We start from the raw sequence: 18,438 nt of genomic DNA, 5'->3' as shown, positions 1-18,438 counted from the left end.
CGGATTCTTGCATCTTGCAGGATACGTCTTAAACTCAGCTTAATCTTGCTTTTGAGCATTGGTTAAGGTATCGGTTGGACATATATTAGCACTCTCGATCGATGAGTGCCAATCGCCAGATTCAATGACCCTGATAGTGGTAATGCTATGGGAAGATTCTATTCGATGGCTTTTGACAAAGGCGAGGCAAACCGGATTGTGTTTGCGAAACGTCAATGGGAACAGGATAGCGGACGGGGGCGGCGGGCACTGTGCGCGAACGCACGCTGCCCGCCGGCGCTCAGTTGAGGCGGGCCAGGTGGCGCTGCACGGACAGCAGCGCGCCGACCAGGCCCAGCGCGGCGGACACGGCCAGCAGGCCGGCCATGGGCAGCGGCGCGAGCACGCCCAGCTGGAATTCGGATGCGTACAGGCGGGCGAACTCGGCAATGGCCTTGTTCAGCGGCTGCAGCGCCAGCGCCACCGCGCCCAGCGCCACGCCGCCGGCGCACAGGCCCAGCAGGGCGCCGGTGTAATAGAAGGGGCGGTGGATGAAGGTGTCGGTGGCGCCGATCAGCTTGGACACCAGGATTTCCTCGCGCTGCGTCAGCACCTGCAGGCGGATGGTGTTGAACACCACCGCCACCACCACCGTGCCCAGGGTGACGGCCAGCAGCAGCAGGGCCAGCTTGAGGATGCCGATCAGCGCGGCCAGGCGCTTGACCCAGGCCGAGTCGATCTGCACCGTGTCCACGCCGGGCAGGGCGCGCATCTGTTCGGCCAGCAGGTCCACGTCCAGGCCGGCTGCGGCGCTGCGGAAGGCGTCCAGCTTGACGATGTAGCTGTCCGGCAGCGGGTTTTCGCCCAGGGTGGCGATCACATCCGACAGGCCGCTCTTGCCTTTCAGGTTGTCCAGCGCCTTTTCGCGCGGCACGAAAATGATCTTGGCGTCCTTCATCAGTTCGCGCAGCGGCGTGGCCAGCGCGGCCGATTGCTCGCGCGGCACATCCTGCTTCATGAACAGGCTGATTTCGGGATCGACCGACATCTGTTCGGACAGCGGGCGCACATTGTCCAGCAGGGTCAGGCCCATGAAGGGCAGCGCCAGGGCGATGGCCACCACCAGGATGTTGAACAGGAAACTGCCGGGCGCCTTGCGCAGGTGCACCAGCGCGGCGCCCAGCGCGAAGCCGTGTTGACGGAACCAGCTGCTCATGCGGCCACCTCTTGCTCGGATGCATCGCTGACGCTGTGCAGCTGTCCCTGTTTCAGATGGATCACGCGCGCCGCGCCGGCCAGCACCTGGTCGTCGTGGGTGGAGATCAAACAGGTCACGCCCACCGAGTGGAAGGCGCGCAGCGCGTCCAGCACGCGGTCGGCGCTGGCGCGGTCCAGGTTGGCGGTCGGTTCGTCGGCCAGGATGATTTGCGGCCGGTTGACGATGGCGCGCGCGATCGACACGCGCTGCTGTTCGCCGCCGGACAGGGCCAGCGGCGAAGCGCCGGCGCGGTCGCCCAGGCCCACCTTGTCGAGCGCGGCGCGGGCGCGCTGTTCGGCTTGCGCGCGCGGCTGGCCGGTCACCATCAGCGGCATCATCACGTTGGCCAGGATAGAGCGGTCGGTCAGCAGGCGCTGCTCCTGGAAGATCAGGCCCAGGTTGCGGCGCAAAAAGGGCACGCCGGCCGGTTTCAGCTTGCCGATGTCCTGGCCGTTGACGATCACCTTGCCCGAGCTGGGGCGCTCCATGGCGGCGATCATTTTCAGCAGGGTGGACTTGCCGGCGCCGGACGGGCCGGCCAGGAACACCAGTTCGCCCTTGTTGACGGTGAGCGACACGTCGCGCAGCGCGGTGGCGTCGGCCGAGTATTGTTTGCTAACGTGCTGGAATTCAATCATGGGCGGGGGCCGTCCTTATATCGTTTAGCCGAGCAAGGCTTCGACAAATTCCGTGGCGTTGAACGGCTGCAAGTCTTCGATGCGCTCGCCGATGCCGATGAAGTACACCGGCACCGGGCGCACGCGGGCAATCGCGGCGATGACGCCGCCCTTGGCGGTGCCGTCCAGCTTTGTGATGATCAGGCCGCTCAGCTGCAGCGCGTCGTCGAAGGCTTTCACCTGCGCCAGCGCGTTCTGGCCGGTGTTGCCGTCGATAACCAGCAGGGTTTCGTGCGGCGCGCCTTCCAGGCCCTTGCCCAGCACGCGCTTGACCTTTTTCAGCTCTTCCATCAGGTGCAGCTGGGTCGGCAGGCGGCCGGCGGTGTCGATCATCACCACGTCGATGCCCTTGGCCTTGGCCGACTGCACCGCGTCGTAGGACACGGCGGCCGGGTCGCCGGACTCTTGCGAGATGACGGTGACGTTGTTGCGCTGGCCCCACACCATCAGCTGCTCGCGCGCGGCGGCGCGGAAGGTGTCGCCGGCGGCCAGCAGCACGGACTGGCCGTGGCCCTGCATGTGCTTGGCCAGCTTGCCGATGGTGGTGGTCTTGCCGGCGCCGTTGACGCCGGAAATCATCATCACCAGCGGCTGGTGGCGGCCCAGCTCGAACGGTTTCTGCAGCGGCGCCAGCAGCTCGACCATCAGCGTTTTCAGCGCAGCCTTGACGGCGGCCGCGTCCAGCAGCTTGTCTTCCTTGACCTTGCGCTTGAGCGCGTCGAGCAGGAACTGGGTGGCGTCGACGCCGGCGTCGGCCATCAGCAGCGCCGCTTCCAGTTCCTCGTACAGCTCGTCGTCGATCTTGGCGCCGACGAACAGTACCGACAGGTTGGCGGAAGTCTTGGACAGGCCGGCCTTCAGGCGGGCCATCCAGTTCGGCTTGTCCTGCTCGGCGCCGGGCGAAATCACGGGGGCAGGTGGGGCCGACGCAGTGGCCGGCGCGACGTCGGCATGGGCTGCGGGAGCGGGAGCGGCTGCCTGGGGCAGGGCGGGAGGAGTCTCAGGCTGGACAGGTTTTTTCTTGAAGAAGCTAAACATTGGTGTGCGGTAGAGGGCTTCAAGCGAAGGTCCGGCGGCGCCGGACGGGGGAATCTGCCGGTATTCTACCAGAGCGCGGGCGCCCAGCCGCTGCGGGGTTGTTGGATCATTAACCGGCGCTAACCCGGCGATCAGCCGATCGGCAGGGCCTGGGTGCGCATGCGCACGCGCCAGTCAGCGATGCCGCCGCCGATTTCGGCCAGCTGGAACACGCGCACGAAGGCGGGCGGACGCTTGCGCAGCGCCGAGCAGTTGCCGCCGGCCCAGATTTCCACCGTTTCAGGCAGGCGCGCGCGCAGCTCTTTCAAGCCGTCCAGCGCCTGGCGCGGGTTCATGGAAGCCGACAGCGACAGCGCCACGCTGTCCACGCCCAGGCTGCGGGCGGCGTCGGCGATGTCCGGCACCGGGGTCTGGATGCCGAGCGAAATGGCGTGCGCCCCCTCGGCCGCGAACAGCGCCTCGGCCATCAGCAGGCCCAGGCCGTGGCGTTCCTGCGGCAAGGTGGTGAGCAGGATGCGCGGGCGCGGCGCGCCGTTGTGGCCGGCGTTCGCCTGCGGCACCGAGAAGATGGCGCTGCGCATCACCATTTGCAGCGATTCGGCGAACAGGTGTTCCTCAAAGACGGCGAAGCGGCCGGAGGCCCAGGCGTCGCCCACCATCACCGTCAGCGGCGTGACCAGGTCGATGACGAAGCTTTTCAAACCCATCACCAGCAGCGCCTGCGACAGCTTGCGGCGCAGCGCGTCCATCTGGTGCGCCTTGCACAAGTCGAGGTAGACCTGCAGTTCGGGGTGCTGCGCGCGGCTGCGCGTCTTGCTGCTGTCGGCGGCCTTCTCGGCCAGCGCCTGCAGTTCTTCCGGACTGTACTGGATGACTTTGCCGGGACGAAAGCCCAGGTCGATCAGCCGTTTCACCAGGCGCAGCTTGACCACCTGTTCGGTCGGGTAGACGCGTTCGCCGAACGGGTCGCGCAGGGGCTGCGGGAAGTCGTAGCGGCGCTCCCAGACGCGCAAGGTTTCCTTGGCCACGCCGGTGTCGCGCTCAACGTCGCTGATGGTACTGGGGACTGTCAAAGCGGGGGCCTCAGTGTTCATTTTGCATATGCGGCCACATGTTCGGGGTGGCCGCGCTTTCAAGGCGTGCGGGCTTGCGCCCGGTTGCGAACTGCATTCTACAATCGTTTCGGTAGAGAAAGTGTCCCATGCCGGAGCGTGCGTCCGCCCGAATCTCCCCTATGGCGAAGCTTGTCCACGACACAGGCGGGCCAGCCCGGACAATGAACACAATTCAGCCTGAAGCGGTGTGTTTGTCATAGACAAAAAAAGTCACAAAACTGAAAAAAAATTCCTGAAGTGTTGTATCCGGGAGGCGGGAAGTGGCGCAGGCGAAGCGGACCCGGTCATTAAACCATAGCCCTTCCGCCGCCGTCGTCAAGGACGTCCGCAGGGCGTGGCGGCACCCTGCCCGCAAGCCTGAAATTCTATTGTGGAAATTACTTATAACTAACAAGTCCAAGCAGAACCGGGCTGATTGCTGTATAAATAATGCTGTTTGGTTCAGCTTGCAGTTCAGTCTACAGGTGCACACTGGACGATTCATAACACTTGCTGGATTAGCAAACGGCCAGTATAGTGCCGCCTCCAGAGCCCACCGCTCTGTGACGAAGCCGGCAACAACGAGCGGCAGCCTATATAAGTGACGCGTTTCTTATCCGAAATCGCAGTGCGGCAATCGGGGATTGCCCTCACAAATTATAAAGTGTGGCGCCTGCAAGCCGAGCGCCGACAAGCACAAGAATTGAGCCGTGGTTCCAGCTTTACCCTTTTATGCAACACAAACTGAAGGAAACTCGTAATGAAAAAAACTCTGATCTCCATCGCAGTTCTGGGCGCAATGAGCAGCGCTGCTTTCGCCCAATCGAACGTCACCATCTTCGGTATCGTTGATGCCGGCGTGGTTTCCGAGCGTGGCGGCAAAGCAGGCAACGTAACGAAAGTAAGCAGTGGTGTTGGTAGCGCCTCCCGTCTGGGCTTCCGTGGTACGGAAGACCTGGGTGGCGGCCTGTCCGCAGTATTCCTGCTGGAAGCCGGCTTTGCAGCCGACACCGGCGTGGGCGACGCTTCCGGCCTGTTCCAGCGTCAATCGTACGTTGGCCTGGTGTCGAAAGAAGCCGGCAGCCTGACCCTGGGCCGCCAGTACACCCCGATGTACCTGGCGCTGTCGCAAGTGGCAGACCCGTTCCAGGCTGGCCTGGCCGGTTCGGCCAAGAACCTGTTCGGCGCGTCGGGCATGAACGTGCGCGCTTCGAACTCGGTTAACTACAAGACCCCGACCTACAGCGGCTTCAGCGGTGAATTCCAGTACGGCGTAGGCGAACAGTCGAAATCCGACGCTGGCCGTCAACTGGGCGTGTCCCTGAACTACGGTAACGGCCCGCTGCAAGCCCGCCTGGCGTACAACAACCGCAACAACGACACCGCCGCTGCCGGCGTGCCGGTTGTGAACCGCGACTACGCGCACAGCACCCTGTTCGCTGCCAACTACGACTTCAAAGTCGCAAAAGCTTACTTCGCATACAGCGACGACAAGGGCCCAACCTCGTCGCCTATCCCTAACCCAACCGCCTTCACCGCAACCGCAGTGGCAGCTTCGACCGACAGCGACACCATGCTGATCGGCGCAACCGCTCCTCTGGGCGGCGCTGGCACCCTGATCGCTTCGTACATCCACAAGGATGACAACGAACTGGCCAACCGCGACGCCAACCAGTGGGCGCTGGGCTACTCGCACGCGCTGTCGAAGCGTACCAGCACCTACGTTGCCTACGCCAAGATCAAGAACAAGCGCGGCGCCAGCTACACCGTTGGCAACAACGCTGAAGTCGGTACCGGCGACAAAGCATTCAACGTGGGCATCAAGCACACCTTCTAATTCCGTGTAGGCGGAGTTAAATGCTGAGAACGGCGGCCTGCGGGCCGCCGTTTTTTATTCCAATGCTAAAATTGCGGCCATGAAAATAGCCCATCAAATCGCGTGTTTCTCCCTGCTGGCGGCCAGTGCCGCGATCGCCGCGCCGAAGGCGGTCACCAAGCCGGCCTCCAAGGCGGCCGCGGGCTTGCCGCGCTACGGCATGGCGGTGTATTCGGACTTGTGCGTGCACCCGGAAAGCGGCGAGTTCGGCGGCCAGCGCATCAGCGTGCAGCGCTTTGCCGAAGTGGACACGGTGATCTATGAATTTACGGCGGGCGGCCTGAGCTGGCCGCTGGTGGCGGGCGACGTCAACATCGACCCGCAAGGCCGGCAGATGTATTTCTCGGTGCAGGTGGACGAGGAAGAGCGCACCATCAGCGGCAAGTTCGCCGACAAAGGCGACACCTTGCTGCTCGATGGCGGCTATTGCGGCCAGCCCGATGTGCCGGCCAGGCTGAAGAAGGTGAAGGATTTCGGCCGCGAGGCGCCGGCTTGCAAGCCGTGCCCCGCGCCCAAGCCGGCCCCGCTGGAGCCAGAAGAAGACAAGCCTGCGGTGCCGAACATGCCGCACGAGGCGCCCGTCAAGCAGGCCGCCCCGCAGCCGCAGCAAGCCTGATTACTTCGCCGCTTGCGCCGCCTCCGCGTTCTTGCGGATGGTCTCCAGCGTGGCGCCCGGCGTGATCAGATTGCCGTCGTAGCGCAGCTCGATCACCGCCGGCAGGCTCTTGCCGCGCGTATGTTCCAGCGCGCGCCGCAGCGCCGGCGCGAACTGCGCCGTCTCCGTCACCACTTCGCCATGCGCGCCGTAAGCCTGCGCCAGCGCCGCGAAGTCCGGATTGTGCAGCTCCGTGCCCGACACGCGGCCCGGATAGTTCTTCTCCTGGTGCATGCGGATGGTGCCGAACATGCTGTTGTTGAACACGATGATGATCACGCCCGCGCGGTACTGCACCGCGGTGGCCAGTTCCTGGCCGTTCATCATGTACTCGCCGTCGCCGGCGAAGGTGATCACGGTGCGCGACGGATCGACGATCTTGGCCGCCACGCCGGCCGGCACGCTGTAGCCCATGGCGCCGCTGGTCGGCGCCAGCTGGGTGCGCATGCCGCCGTAGCGGTGGAAGCGGTGCGCCCAGGTGGCGTAGTTGCCGGCGCCGTTGGTGATGATGGTGTCGGCCGGCGTCAGCGCGTCCATGTCCTGCACCAGCTGCCACAGGTTCAGCGGCGCCTTGCCGTCCTGGAAGATGGGCGGCTGCTGCTGGAAGGCCTGGTAGTCGGCCCTGGCTTCGGCCACGCTGCCCTGCCAGGCGGAAGCGTCCACCGGCTCCATCTGCGCCAGCATGGCCGCCGCTTGCGGCATGCCGCTGGCGATCATCAGCTCGCCCTGGTAGACGCTGCCCAGTTCTTCGGGGCTGGAATGGATGTGCACCAGGCGCTGCTGCGGCACCGGCGAGGACAGCAGCTCGTAGCCGCTGGTGGTCATCTCGCCCAGGCGCGGGCCGATGGCGATCAGCACGTCGGCGTTCTTCACGCGCGCGGCCAGCTTCGGGTTGATGCCGATGCCGACGTCGCCCACGTACTGCGGATGGGCATTGTCCAGCAAATCCTGGAAGCGGAAAGCGCAGGCCACCGGCAGCGCGTTGGCCTCGGCGAAGCGCTGCACGTCGGCGCAGGCTTGCGCATTCCAGCCGCCGCCGCCCAGCAGCACCAGCGGGCGCTTGGCTTCGGCCAGCATGGCGCGCAGCTGCGCCATCTGCGGCTGCGAAGGCGCGCCCTGGGTGGGCTGGTAGCGGCCGGTGTCGGCCACGGCCGCCATGGTGGTCAGCATGTCTTCCGGCAGGGCCAGCACCACCGGGCCGGGGCGGCCGCTGGTGGCCACCTGGAAGGCGCGCGCCATGTATTCGGGAATGCGGTCGGCGCGGTCGATCTGCGCCACCCACTTGGCCATCTGGCCGTACATGCGGCGGTAGTCGATTTCCTGGAAAGCCTCGCGGTCCATGAAGTCGCTGCCCACCTGGCCGATGAACAGGATCATCGGGGTCGAGTCCTGGAACGCCGTGTGCACGCCGATGGACGCGTTGGTGGCGCCGGGGCCGCGCGTGACGAAGCAGATGCCGGGCTGGCCGGTCATCTTGCCGTAAGCCTCGGCCATGAACGCCGCGCCGCCCTCCTGGCGGTTGATGATGAAGCGGATGCCGGACTCGTGCAGCGCGTCGAGCACGTCGAGGTAGCTTTCGCCGGGCACGCCGAAGGCGGTATCGACGCCGTGGATCTTCAGGGCGTCCACCAGAATCTGGCCACCGGTGCGGGAGGGATGCGTCATGGTCTGACCTTTATGCAAAGTGATGCGGCATTCTACGGCCAGCCACCGCGCCCGGCTTTTGAAATGGCGACATCAAATTTCCAAAAAGGGCGGCGTGGTACAATATGCCCTGAAGCAAGCCAGACAGCCGCTGGCCGATGCAGCAATGCAAAGGCGGGAGGAAGGTCCGGACTCCACAGAGCGGGGTGACGGTTAACGGCCGTCCGCTGAAAGCCTTTCGGGGTATAAGGCGAGGAATAGGGCCACAGAGACGAGCGTATTAAGTTACGGTGAAACGCGGTAACCTCCACCTGGTGCAATTTCAAATAGGCACGCGATGATGCTGCTCGCGGAGCGTGCGGGTAGAAAGCTTGAGCACTGGAGTAATCCAGCGCCTAGAGGAATGGCTGTCATAGCGCGGACCCGCAAGGGCGAGCGCCGTAACAAAATCCGGCCTATCGGCTTGCTTCAACTGAATACATTGTTCTGCATGGGGACATGCTTATGAAACAATACATCCTGGCGCTTGACCAGGGGACCACCAGCTCGCGCGCCATCCTGTTCGACCACCAGGGGCAGATCCACGGCAGCGCGACGCTGGAATTTCCGCAGCACTATCCCCATCCCGGCTGGGTCGAGCACGACCCCAACGAAATCTGGAACAGCCAGCTCACCGTCGCCCGCAAGGTCCTGCACGACAACCATGTCGACGCGCAGCAGGTGCGCGCCATCGGCATCGCCAACCAGCGCGAAACCACCGTGGTGTGGGACCGCAAGACAGGCGAGCCGATCGCGCCCGCCATCGTCTGGCAAGACCGGCGTACCGCCGGCATCTGCGACGAGCTGCGCGCGGCCGGCAAGGCCAGGCTGATCGCCGAATGCACCGGCCTGGAGCTGGACGCGTATTTCTCCGCCACCAAGATCAAATGGCTGCTGGACCACGTGCCCGGCGCGCGCGAGCGGGCCCGCCACGGCGCGCTGGCCTTCGGCACCATCGATTCCTGGCTGGCCTGGAAGCTGTGCGGCGTGCACGTGACCGACGTCAGCAACGCCTCGCGCACCATGCTGTTCAACATCCACCTGATGCGCTGGGACGCGGACCTGCTGGCGCTGTTCGACATACCCGAGCAGATGCTGCCGCAGGTGGTGTCCTCCAGCGAGGAAGTCGGCATGACGCGCGCCGCGCTGTTCGGCGGCGAAATTGCCGTGGCCGGCATCGCCGGCGACCAGCAGGCCGCCACCTTCGGCCAGGCCTGCCACGCGCCGGGCATGGTCAAGAACACTTACGGCACCGGCTGTTTCATGCTGATGCACGCGGGACGGCAAGCGGCCGTGTCGCACAACCGCCTGCTGTCCACGGTGGGCTGGCGCGTGGACGGCCGCACCGACTACCTGCTGGAAGGCAGCGTCTTCATGGGCGGCGCCACGGTGCAGTGGCTGCGCGACGGGCTCGGCATCATCAAGCAGTCGGGCGATGTGGAAGCGCTGGCCGGCAGCGTGCCCGACAGCGACGGCGTGCTGCTGGTGCCGGCCTTCACCGGCCTCGGCGCGCCGCACTGGGACCCGTACGCGCGCGGCGCCCTGATGGGCATGACGCGCGGCACCACGGCGGCGCACATCGCGCGCGCGGCGGTCGAGGCCATCGCCTACCAGAGCGCCGAGCTGCTGGCGGCGATGCAGAAGGACGTGGCGGCCTCGCACCGCACCATCCCCGTCACCGAAGTGCGCGCCGACGGCGGCGCCGCCCGCAACGACCTGCTGATGCAGTTCCAGGCCGATTTGCTGGGCGTGCCGGTGGTGCGGCCCAAGGTCACCGAAACCACGGCGCTGGGGGCGGCCTACCTGGCCGGGCTGGCGGTGGGCTTCTGGGAATCGGCCGGGGAAATCGCCGCCCAATGGCAATGCGAGCGCCGCTTCGAACCGGCCATGGGCGCCGACCAGCGCGCCGCGCTGCTGTCCCGCTGGTCGCGCGCCGTCGAGCGCGCCAAGGGCTGGGACGCGCCGTTCTGATTGGGCTGGCACTCTCTGAACTACCTCATGGGCAACATGTTCTTCACCTCCGTTCCACTCCTCCAGACCGAGCGATTTACGCTGCGTGAGGACCGGCGCGAAGACTTCGGCGCATTTGCGGACCATCTGATTGATCCGCAAAGTTCGGCTCACCTCGGCACGTCCGATCGTCAAGCGGCTTAGCGAATCTTCAGTTCGCACGCTGGCTTATGGCTCTTGGATGGCGCTGGCAGCGGCTTGCGATTTGTCATGTTGGCTTAGCGAAGATTCACATCAATTAACGCGCGCGGCCGGCAGGGCGGGCTACACTGGATTTTCGAACTTCACACTGAAGGAGACTCCGGTGAGCGACATATATGGCAAGGAGAACACCGGCTTGCTGCTGGTTGATCCCTACAACGATTTCCTCAGCCACGGCGGCAAGCTGTGGCCGCTGGTGGAAAAGGTGGCGCAGGAGCAGGACTTGCTGCTGCATATGAAGCAGGTGCTGGATGCGGCGCGCAAGGCGGGCATCCAGGTGTTTTATGTGCCGCATCACCGCTCGGAGCCGGGCGACTACCAGAAGTGGAAGTTCGCCACGCCTTACCAGCTGCGCAGTGCGGCGGCGCAGGTGTTTGCCAAGGACACCTGGGGCGGCGAGTGGCATCCCGACTTCCAGCCGCAGGAAGGCGATGTGATGATCAAGGAGCACTGGGCCCAGAGCGGTTTCGCGAACACCGACCTGGACCAGCAGTTGAAGCAGCACGGCGTGCAGAAGGTGGTCATTGTCGGCCTGCTGGCCAACACCTGCATCGAGGGCACCGGCCGCTTCGCGATGGAGCTGGGCTACCACGTGACCCTGGTGAAGGACGCCACCGCTGCGTTCACGCACGAGATGCTGCGCGCCGCCCACGAGTTCAACGGGCCGACCTACGCCAGCGAAATCCTGGCCACGGCCGAGCTGCTGGCGCGCATCGCCGACTAGCCCCTGGTTCTCAGCCGCCCATCAGCGGCAGGAAGCTCTTGCTGAGCGGGACCGTCACAATGGCCAGCAGGGTTTGCAGGGTGATCAGCGCGGCCATCAGGCGCGTGTCGCCGCCCAATTGCCTGGCCATGATGTAGGCGTTGGGCGCGGTCGGCAGCGCGCAGTAGAAGGTGGCCGCCAGCGCCACCGGCGCGGACACCGCGAACAGCACGCACACCTTGGCCGCCACCAGCGGCAGCGCCACCAGCTTGAGCAGCGAGGTCCAGCCCAGCGCCACCGGCCGCAGCCCCTGCAGCGAGAACACCAGCCCGCTGCCCACGCACACCAGCCCCAGGCACAGCGCCGCCTTGCCCAGGATGTCGAGCGTATTCATCAGCGGCAGCGGAACGGCGAGCCCGGACAGGCTGACCAGCATGCCCGCCAGCGTGGACAGGATGATGGGGTTGCGCGCCAGCGTGCGGACAATCTGGAGCAGGTCGGCCTTGCTGCCGCTCCACCACGACAGCGCGATGATGGACACCACGTTCACCACCGGCAGGCACAGCGCCAGCGACAGCATCACCAGCGCCGCCGTGTCGGCGTCGAAGAACAGCGACGACACCGCCAGCCCGAAGTAGGTGTTGGGCCGCATCGCGCCCTGCACCACGGACGAGCGGCTGGCGCCGGGCAGGCCGCGCGCGCCCAGCATGGCCAGCAGCGTGACGCCGATGATGATGAAGGTCGGCAGCAGCGTGGCCAGCGCCAGTTCGCCCACCTGGCTGCCGGCAAAGCTGAGCCGCGCGGTGCCGGCGAACAGCAGCGCGGGGAAGGCGATGTTGTAGGAGAACTTTTCTATCGACGGAAAGAACTCTTCCGGCAGCCACTCGTAGTGGCGGATGGCCACGCCCAGCAGGATGATCAGGAAAACGGGAATGATGGATGCGAGCATGTCAGTCTGCCGAAATGCCGGACGGCCCGATGCGCCGGGCGTTGGGCGTGTTGGAAATGCGGATGCGGATTAGGTGCCGGCCCGGATCGGTATAGTTGGCCCGGCCGTGCAGCGTGCGGTGGTTGTCCGCCCACAGCAGGGTGTCGTCCGGCAGGCAGCGGTCGAAGCGCGGGGCGCGCCGTTCGATGATGTCGTTCAGCAGTTCCAGCGCGGCGGCCAGTTGCGGCGAAGCCAGGTCGGGCCGCGCCGCCAGTCCCTTGACGATGGAGTCGTAGCGCCAGCGCATCGCCAGCCCGCCCTCCAGCGTGAACACCGGTGCCAGATGATACTCGAGTTGCTGCTCGCTTGCTGCGTACACCGACGGCACGCGGAAGGGCACCGGCTGGGTGCATAGCAGGCCGTAGGCCTCGCGCCCGGCGGCGGTCTTGTTCAGTTCGTCCACGATGTCTTCGATGTCGATCAGCAGCGAGGCGCCGCCGTTGCAGCGCGCCGCGTTCACCACGTACAGCATGAACTGCTCCTCCGGCATGGGGTAGAAGGAGGAATCGGTGTGCATGTCGGCGCCGCCGACGCGCTCGGAGAAGGTGACGAAGCGCGCCTGCGCCGGATCGGCGGCGGCGTTGCTGCGGGCGCGCACGTCCCAGGCCACGCGCCGGGTGCGCTGGTCGGTGGAGGTGGGGTAGCCCTGGGTGAGGGCGATGGCGTACAGCGCGGCGTTGCGGCGCGCCTCGTCCAGCTCGCCCAGCCCCAGGCCGGTGATGGCCAGGCCGCGCGCCTGGCGTCCCGCGATGGCGCCCGCCAGGCGCTGCAGCGTGGGGATGGCCAGCAGCTTGCGCCGCAGCGCTTCCTCGTCCGGATGCGGATAGAAGCCGTTGCCGTTGAAGTCGTCGAAGTGCTGCGCGACCAGCGCGTGGATGGCGTCCAGATCCGCGCCCCAGGAGAAGCTGCGTTTGACGATGGAAATCTTGCCGGATTGTTCGATAGTGGTCAGCATGGTAGCTCCTGGTTATTGTTGCCACACGGCAACTATGAACCAATATTACTACGCCGGGAGCGAATTGCAAGCATTTTGTTGCGTCGCATCAATTTACAAATAAGCACAATGCGGTATGCTGAACACCCAGCGGTGCTTCTCGCAATCGAGTCTGATTTTACTTGGTGATTTTGTTCACTTTAGGCAACTGTGGAAAACACGTAGTTACAAGCTGTTCACACTTTATTTGGGCGGATTCGTTAAATTTTAACGTCGGCAAGCAAGAAATATTGCGATGCGATAGAATATTTCCATACGGAAAAATACTTATCAAAGGAATAAAATATGAACTGGCTACGTAAACTCAAGCTATCGACCAAGCTGGGGCTGGCCTTTGCCTCGGTGCTGGCGCTGACGGTGTGCGTCGGCGTGTTTTCCATCGTCAAGCTGGCCGAGGTGAACCGGACCGCGAACGAACTGTCGTCGCGCTGGATGCCGAGCATGCGCGTGATCCAGGACATCAAGTCGCAGATCGCGCGCGTGCGCACGCGCGAGTTCCAGTACATCATCTCGACCGAGCAGGCCGACATGGACAAGTACGACAAAGTGATCGCCAATGACCTGGTGGACCTGGGCAAGATGCAGGCCGAGTACGTGCAGCTGCTGGCCACGCCGGAGGAGAAGGAGCTGTACGCGGCCTTCGTATCCATGTGGGAACGCTACATGGCGGAGGACGCGAAAATCCGCGCCGCCGCGCGCGCCAATGACGACGTGGCCGCCAAGGCGCTGATCCGGGGCGAGTCGAACAAGCTGATCGTGGCGCTGCGCGGCCAGGTGGACAAGCTGGTGGCGCTGTACGGCGCCGGCGGCATTCAGGCCGCGCAGGACGGCGAGCAGCTGTACAAATCGGCCCGCACCTGGATCTTCTCGCTGCTGGCGGCCAGCGTGGCGCTGGGCGCGCTGGGCGCCGCGCTGATCACGCGCTGGCTGACGCGCCGCCTGGGCGGCGAGCCGGACTACGCGGCGAGCATCGCCAACCGCATCGCCGCCGGCGAACTGTCGGTCGAAGTGCATACCGCGCCGGGCGACGACAGCAGCCTGCTGTACGCCATGAGCAGCATGCGCGCCAGCCTGGCCCACATCGTCGGCCAGGTGCGCGTGGCCACCGACACCATCTCCAGCGCCTCGGACCAGATCGTGGCCGGCAACCTGGACCTGTCGGCCCGCACCGAGCAGCAGGCCAGCTCGCTGGAGGAAACCGCCGCCTCGATGGAGGAACTGACCTCGACCGTGAAGCAGAATTCGGCCAGCGCGCGCCAGGCCAACCAGCTGGCGCTGACGGCCTCGGGCATTGCCGAAAAGGGCGGCTCGGTGGTGGGCCGGGTGGTCGAAACCATGGGCAGCATCAACGCCTCGGCGCGCAAGATCGTCGACATTATCGGCGTGATCGACGGCATCGCCTTCCAGACCAACATCCTGGCGCTGAACGCGGCGGTGGAAGCGGCGCGCGCCGGCGAGCAGGGCCGCGGCTTTGCCGTGGTGGCCTCGGAAGTGCGCAACCTGGCGCAGCGTTCGGCTGCCGCCGCCAAGGAGATCAAGGTGCTGATCGGCGACTCGGTCAACCAGGTCGAGGCCGGCAGCATGCTGGTCAGCCAGGCCGGCGCCACCATGGAGGAAGTGGTGGTCAGCGTGCGCCGCGTGACGGAAATCATGAGCGAGATCACGCTGGCAGGGCAGGAGCAGAGCGCCGGCATCGAGCAGGTCAACCAGGCCATCGCGCAGATGGACAGCGTCACCCAGCAGAACGCCGCGCTGGTGGAGGAGGCCACGGCCGCGTCGCAAAGCATGCGCGAGCAGGCCGGCGGGCTGGATTCGCTGGTGAGCATCTTCACGCTGGACGGCGCCGCCGCGCCGCGCGCGCTGTCCGTGGCGTCCGGCCACGCGCCGCGCCGTCCGGAATCCGCCCGCACCGCCCTGCCGCACCGCCTGGACAAGGCCGCCTGAAGCGGGCGGCCCGGCGCCGCGCAGATCGGGTAATATCCGCTGTTATTATTAAAATAACGACGCGGAGCGGACATGTTCAATGTGGAACTGGCGGCCATCGAAACCCTGTTCGATGCCCTGAGCGACGTAGCCTTCTTCGTCAAGGACCGCGACGGCCGCTACCTGGCCGCCAACCACACGCTGGTGCGGCGCTGCGGCCTGCGCAGCAAGCAGGAACTGGCCGGCAAGACGGTGCTGGAAGTGCACCCGCGCTCGCTGGCGCAGGCCTATATCGTGCAGGACCGGCAGGTGATCGAGCTGGGCTGCACCATCCGCCAGCACCTGGAGCTGCACCTGTATCCCAACCGCCGCCACGGCTGGTGCCTGACGCACAAGGTGCCGCTGCGCGACGAGGCCGGCGCCATCGTCGGCCTGGTCGGCACTTCGCACGACCTGGGACTGGCGGACGACCACCACCCCGTGTACCGGCAGATCGCCGGCATCGCCCAACATATCCGCGAGCACTACCGCGAGCCGCTGTGCCTGCAGCAGCTGGCGCGCGACGCCGGCTTGCCGCTGGCGCGCGTGGAGCGGCTGTTCCAGCGCGTGTTCCACTACAGCCCGCGCCAGCTGTTGCTGCAGACGCGGCTCGACGGCGCGCTGGCGCTGATCGAGTCGGGCCGCGAACTCAGCATCGCCGAGATCGCCGCCGACTGCGGCTATACCGACCACAGCGCCTTCAGCCGCCAGTTCAAGGCGCTCACCGGGCAAACCCCGGTGCAGTACCGCGCCCAGTGCCGCAGCCAGGGCGGCCACGTCGGCAGCGCTGCCGCATCCCTGCTGGCGTCGCTCGCGAATTGATAGCTGTGGCTTTTCTGCGCCGGCGGCGTTTGCCCGCTGTGCCGATCGCAAGCCCGTTGCCGTTTAAATAGAGCGAACGGCTCCGCAAGCCTGTTTTTGCTGTCATCCCGGAAATCTTGCCACGCTAGTATTTCCTGGCCCGGGACGCTGTCCCGGCGACCTTATCGACAACAAAAAACAGGAGCGGAACACATGTCATTCCCAAGAAATGCACTGCCCCAGGCAACACTGATAGCGCTGATGGCTTCCTGCTGCGCCAACGCCGTCGCCGCCGATACCCATGAAGGCGAGCATGCGCGCCTGCGCCAGGCCCCCATGCCGCACGTACGCCAGAGCCTGCCGCCTTCGGCCGAGCAGAGCCGCTACAACCTGTCGGTCAGCAAGAAGCCGCGCCACGACCTGATGCCGCGCCAGTTGCGCAGCAGCGCGCCGGCCGCCGCCACGCTGGCCGCCACGCCCGAGTGCAAGGACATGGCCAAGCTGGCCACTTACAGCGGCGCCGCGCTGGCCGATTACCTGGCCGGCCTGCCGGACTACGAGTGCACCTACGGCCTGTTCTCGCTGAGCGCGCAGCAGGCGGCCACCATCTATTCGGCCGGCAACATGAGCGCCGTGGCCAGCCGCGTGGCGCAGGAGGCGGCCGGCTACAACGCCAGCAATATGAAGCTGGTGAACCTGGTGCTGTACCTACGCGCCGGCTACTACCTGGCCGGCACCGGCGCCATGCCGGAACCGGCCGCCGCGCTGGCCGCGTCGCTGCGCGCGCCGATCAGGCAACTGGCCGAAGGCAGCGCGCTGTACCAGCCGAATGCGGCGGCTGACAGCACGGCGCTGGAAACCTTCAAGCTGATCACCAATATGCACGACGAGCTGTACTACCTGCCCAGCGTGAAGGCCGTGGTCACCCGCTTCACCAACCGCAGCGGCTACCCGAACGCGGCCGAGGCGCTCAAGCAGAACAGCGCGGGCGGCGGCCTGACCGGCGCGCTGACGGTGCTGTTCTACGCGCACGGCAGGCCGGGCGGGGCGGACCTGCTGAAGGCCGACCTGTCCTACGCCACGGCGCTGAACACCTTCGTCACCGCCAACAAGGCGGCCCTGCTCAACAGCAACGCCGCCTACGAGCTGACCGACGCCGCCAGCGAGGCGTTCCGCTTCATGCAGTACGCCGGGCTGAAAGCCGGGGTCAAGCCCATGGTGCAGAACACGCTGCAAACGAGCACCATGACCGGCGCCGACAGCGGCCTGTGGCTGGCCGCAGCGTCCGCCGTGAAGTACTACGACAACGCCGCCTGCGCCGAATACGGCACCTGCAACTATGAGCAGCAGCTGGCGGACAGCGTGCTCAAGTACAGCCGCGAGTGCAGCCCCACCTTGCGCCTGCGCGCGCAAGACATGACCGCCGCCCAGATGACGGAGGTGTGCACCACCCTGCAGCAGGGCGAGGGCTATGTGCACGCCATGCTGCAAACCCAGCGCACCCCGGTCGGCAGCGACAACAACACGGCGCTGGAACTGGTGGTGTTCGACGACTACAGCAATTACAGCAAGTACGCCGGCGTGATCTACGGCATCGGCACCGACAACGGCGGCATGTACCTGGAGGGCAATCCGGCGCAGGCCGGCAACCAGGCGCGCTTCATCGCGCACGAGGCGTCCTGGCTGCGGCCCGCGTTCAAGGTGTGGAACCTGGAGCACGAGTACGTGCACTACCTGGACGGCCGTTTCAATATGTACGGCGATTTCGGCGCCTCCACCGCCGTGCCCACCGTGTGGTGGATCGAGGGCATCGCCGAATACCTGACGCTGAAGAACGACAACCAGGTCGCCATCGACATGGCGAAAACCCGCACCTACCGCCTGAGCGAGATCTTCGGCAACACCTACAGCATGGGCGACTACAGCAACCGCGCCTACCGCTGGGGTTATATGGCCACCCGTTTCATGATGGAGAAGCACCGCCCGGACGTGGACAGCATGCTGGCCAAATTCCGCCTCGGCGACTACACCCGCTATCAAACCGCCATCGGCCAGATCGGCACCTCCTACGACAACGAGTTCGCCGCCTGGGTGGACACGGCCACCACTGCCGGCGAACCGCCGATGCCAAACGACGATCCGGGCGCCAACCTGCCGGCCTGCGCCTCGTCCAGCACCCTGGGCAAAAACTGCGCGGTGCGCAACCTGGCGTCCAGCTACCGCTCCTACTTCACGCTGATGCTGCCGGCAGGGGCGAAAAACCTGAAGCTGGCCACCCGCAACGGCACCGGCGACGTGAATATGTACCTGGCGCTGGACCGCTGGCCGACACCGTCCAGTTACGACCAGGCTTCGGCCAAGGCCGGCAATGCGGAAGATATTGCGCTGGGTAATCCTGCCGCGGTGCGCTGGTATTACATTACGCTGGACGCGAAACAGCCCTTCAGCGGGGTGTCCTTAAGCGTAACGTACGAATAAAAACCCGCGCTTTGCGTATAATAAATGCAGGTCAAGCCCGC

Annotated in this window: 15 protein-coding genes and 1 other RNA gene; 9 read left to right on the top strand and 7 right to left on the bottom strand. The window is 65.5% G+C overall.

Annotated features, from left to right (window positions below; genetic code table 11):
- Nucleotides 1–280: 280 nt before the first annotated feature.
- The 4 genes from ftsX to AC56DV_RS25775 all read right to left on the bottom strand — a co-directional run bounded on the left by ftsX (nt 281) and on the right by AC56DV_RS25775 (nt 4,025).
- Complete coding sequence (gene ftsX, locus AC56DV_RS25790; RefSeq protein WP_496317065.1) at nt 281–1,195, bottom strand: permease-like cell division protein FtsX; 915 nt, start codon at nt 1,193–1,195, stop codon at nt 281–283.
- On the bottom strand, nt 1,192–1,875 hold the full coding sequence (locus tag AC56DV_RS25785; RefSeq protein ID WP_496317064.1) for a cell division ATP-binding protein FtsE: 684 nt from the start codon (nt 1,873–1,875) through the stop codon (nt 1,192–1,194). The genes ftsX and AC56DV_RS25785 overlap by 4 nt, the downstream gene beginning before the upstream one ends.
- Nucleotides 1,876–1,899: 24 nt before the next feature.
- Nucleotides 1,900–2,952, bottom strand: a complete 1,053-nt coding sequence (gene ftsY / locus AC56DV_RS25780; protein ID WP_496317063.1) for a signal recognition particle-docking protein FtsY — start codon at nt 2,950–2,952, stop codon at nt 1,900–1,902.
- 131 nt (nt 2,953–3,083) lie between these two features.
- Nucleotides 3,084–4,025 (bottom strand): MerR family transcriptional regulator, encoded by a 942-nt coding sequence (locus tag AC56DV_RS25775; RefSeq protein ID WP_496317062.1) that lies wholly within the window; start codon nt 4,023–4,025, stop codon nt 3,084–3,086.
- A gap of 781 nt (nt 4,026–4,806) precedes the next feature.
- On the opposite strand from AC56DV_RS25775, the gene AC56DV_RS25770 reads away from it, so the two are divergent.
- On the top strand, nt 4,807–5,883 hold the full coding sequence (locus AC56DV_RS25770) for a porin (RefSeq protein ID WP_496317061.1): 1,077 nt from the start codon (nt 4,807–4,809) through the stop codon (nt 5,881–5,883).
- A 79-nt stretch (nt 5,884–5,962) separates the two neighbouring features.
- A complete protein-coding gene (locus tag AC56DV_RS25765; RefSeq protein ID WP_496317060.1) occupies nt 5,963–6,538 on the top strand; it encodes a hypothetical protein in 576 nt (191 codons plus the stop codon).
- Here the strand turns inward: AC56DV_RS25765 and AC56DV_RS25760 are convergent, their stop codons facing one another.
- A complete protein-coding gene (locus AC56DV_RS25760) occupies nt 6,539–8,242 on the bottom strand; it encodes a thiamine pyrophosphate-binding protein (protein ID WP_496317059.1) in 1,704 nt (567 codons plus the stop codon).
- A gap of 111 nt (nt 8,243–8,353) precedes the next feature.
- Here AC56DV_RS25760 and rnpB point away from each other — a divergent pair.
- The 4 genes from rnpB (at nt 8,354) to AC56DV_RS25740 (ending at nt 11,195) form a co-directional block, all read left to right on the top strand.
- Nucleotides 8,354–8,695, top strand: an RNA gene (gene rnpB, locus AC56DV_RS25755) — RNase P RNA component class A.
- 30 nt (nt 8,696–8,725) lie between these two features.
- Nucleotides 8,726–10,231 carry a glycerol kinase GlpK gene (glpK, locus tag AC56DV_RS25750; protein WP_496317058.1) on the top strand — a complete coding sequence of 502 codons (1,506 nt, stop codon included), beginning with the start codon at nt 8,726–8,728 and terminating at the stop codon, nt 10,229–10,231.
- Between the two features lie 27 nt (nt 10,232–10,258).
- On the top strand, nt 10,259–10,414 hold the full coding sequence (locus AC56DV_RS25745) for a hypothetical protein (RefSeq protein ID WP_496317057.1): 156 nt from the start codon (nt 10,259–10,261) through the stop codon (nt 10,412–10,414).
- A gap of 160 nt (nt 10,415–10,574) precedes the next feature.
- On the top strand, nt 10,575–11,195 hold the full coding sequence (locus AC56DV_RS25740) for a cysteine hydrolase family protein (RefSeq protein ID WP_496317056.1): 621 nt from the start codon (nt 10,575–10,577) through the stop codon (nt 11,193–11,195).
- Between the two features lie 10 nt (nt 11,196–11,205).
- Here the strand turns inward: AC56DV_RS25740 and AC56DV_RS25735 are convergent, their stop codons facing one another.
- Both AC56DV_RS25735 and AC56DV_RS25730 read right to left on the bottom strand, forming a co-directional pair.
- Nucleotides 11,206–12,123, bottom strand: a complete 918-nt coding sequence (locus tag AC56DV_RS25735; protein ID WP_496317055.1) for an AEC family transporter — start codon at nt 12,121–12,123, stop codon at nt 11,206–11,208.
- Nucleotide 12,124: 1 nt separating this feature from the next.
- The gene (locus tag AC56DV_RS25730) at nt 12,125–13,117 is read right to left on the bottom strand and encodes a TauD/TfdA family dioxygenase (protein ID WP_496317054.1); all 993 of its coding nucleotides are present in this window, start codon (nt 13,115–13,117) and stop codon (nt 12,125–12,127) included.
- A gap of 324 nt (nt 13,118–13,441) precedes the next feature.
- On the opposite strand from AC56DV_RS25730, the gene AC56DV_RS25725 reads away from it, so the two are divergent.
- The 3 genes from AC56DV_RS25725 to AC56DV_RS25715 all read left to right on the top strand — a co-directional run bounded on the left by AC56DV_RS25725 (nt 13,442) and on the right by AC56DV_RS25715 (nt 18,397).
- On the top strand, nt 13,442–15,100 hold the full coding sequence (locus tag AC56DV_RS25725) for a methyl-accepting chemotaxis protein (protein ID WP_496317053.1): 1,659 nt from the start codon (nt 13,442–13,444) through the stop codon (nt 15,098–15,100).
- A gap of 72 nt (nt 15,101–15,172) precedes the next feature.
- A complete protein-coding gene (locus AC56DV_RS25720; protein WP_496317052.1) occupies nt 15,173–15,940 on the top strand; it encodes a PAS domain-containing protein in 768 nt (255 codons plus the stop codon).
- A gap of 192 nt (nt 15,941–16,132) precedes the next feature.
- Nucleotides 16,133–18,397, top strand: a complete 2,265-nt coding sequence (locus AC56DV_RS25715; RefSeq protein WP_496317051.1) for a M9 family metallopeptidase — start codon at nt 16,133–16,135, stop codon at nt 18,395–18,397.
- The last annotated feature ends 41 nt before the right edge of the window (nt 18,398–18,438 follow it).

This window comes from Massilia sp. BGA-UO-ETr-WB1 (assembly GCF_059567845.1).
Note: the sequence above shows the minus strand (reverse complement) of the source record. Positions and strands in the feature narration are given on the sequence as shown.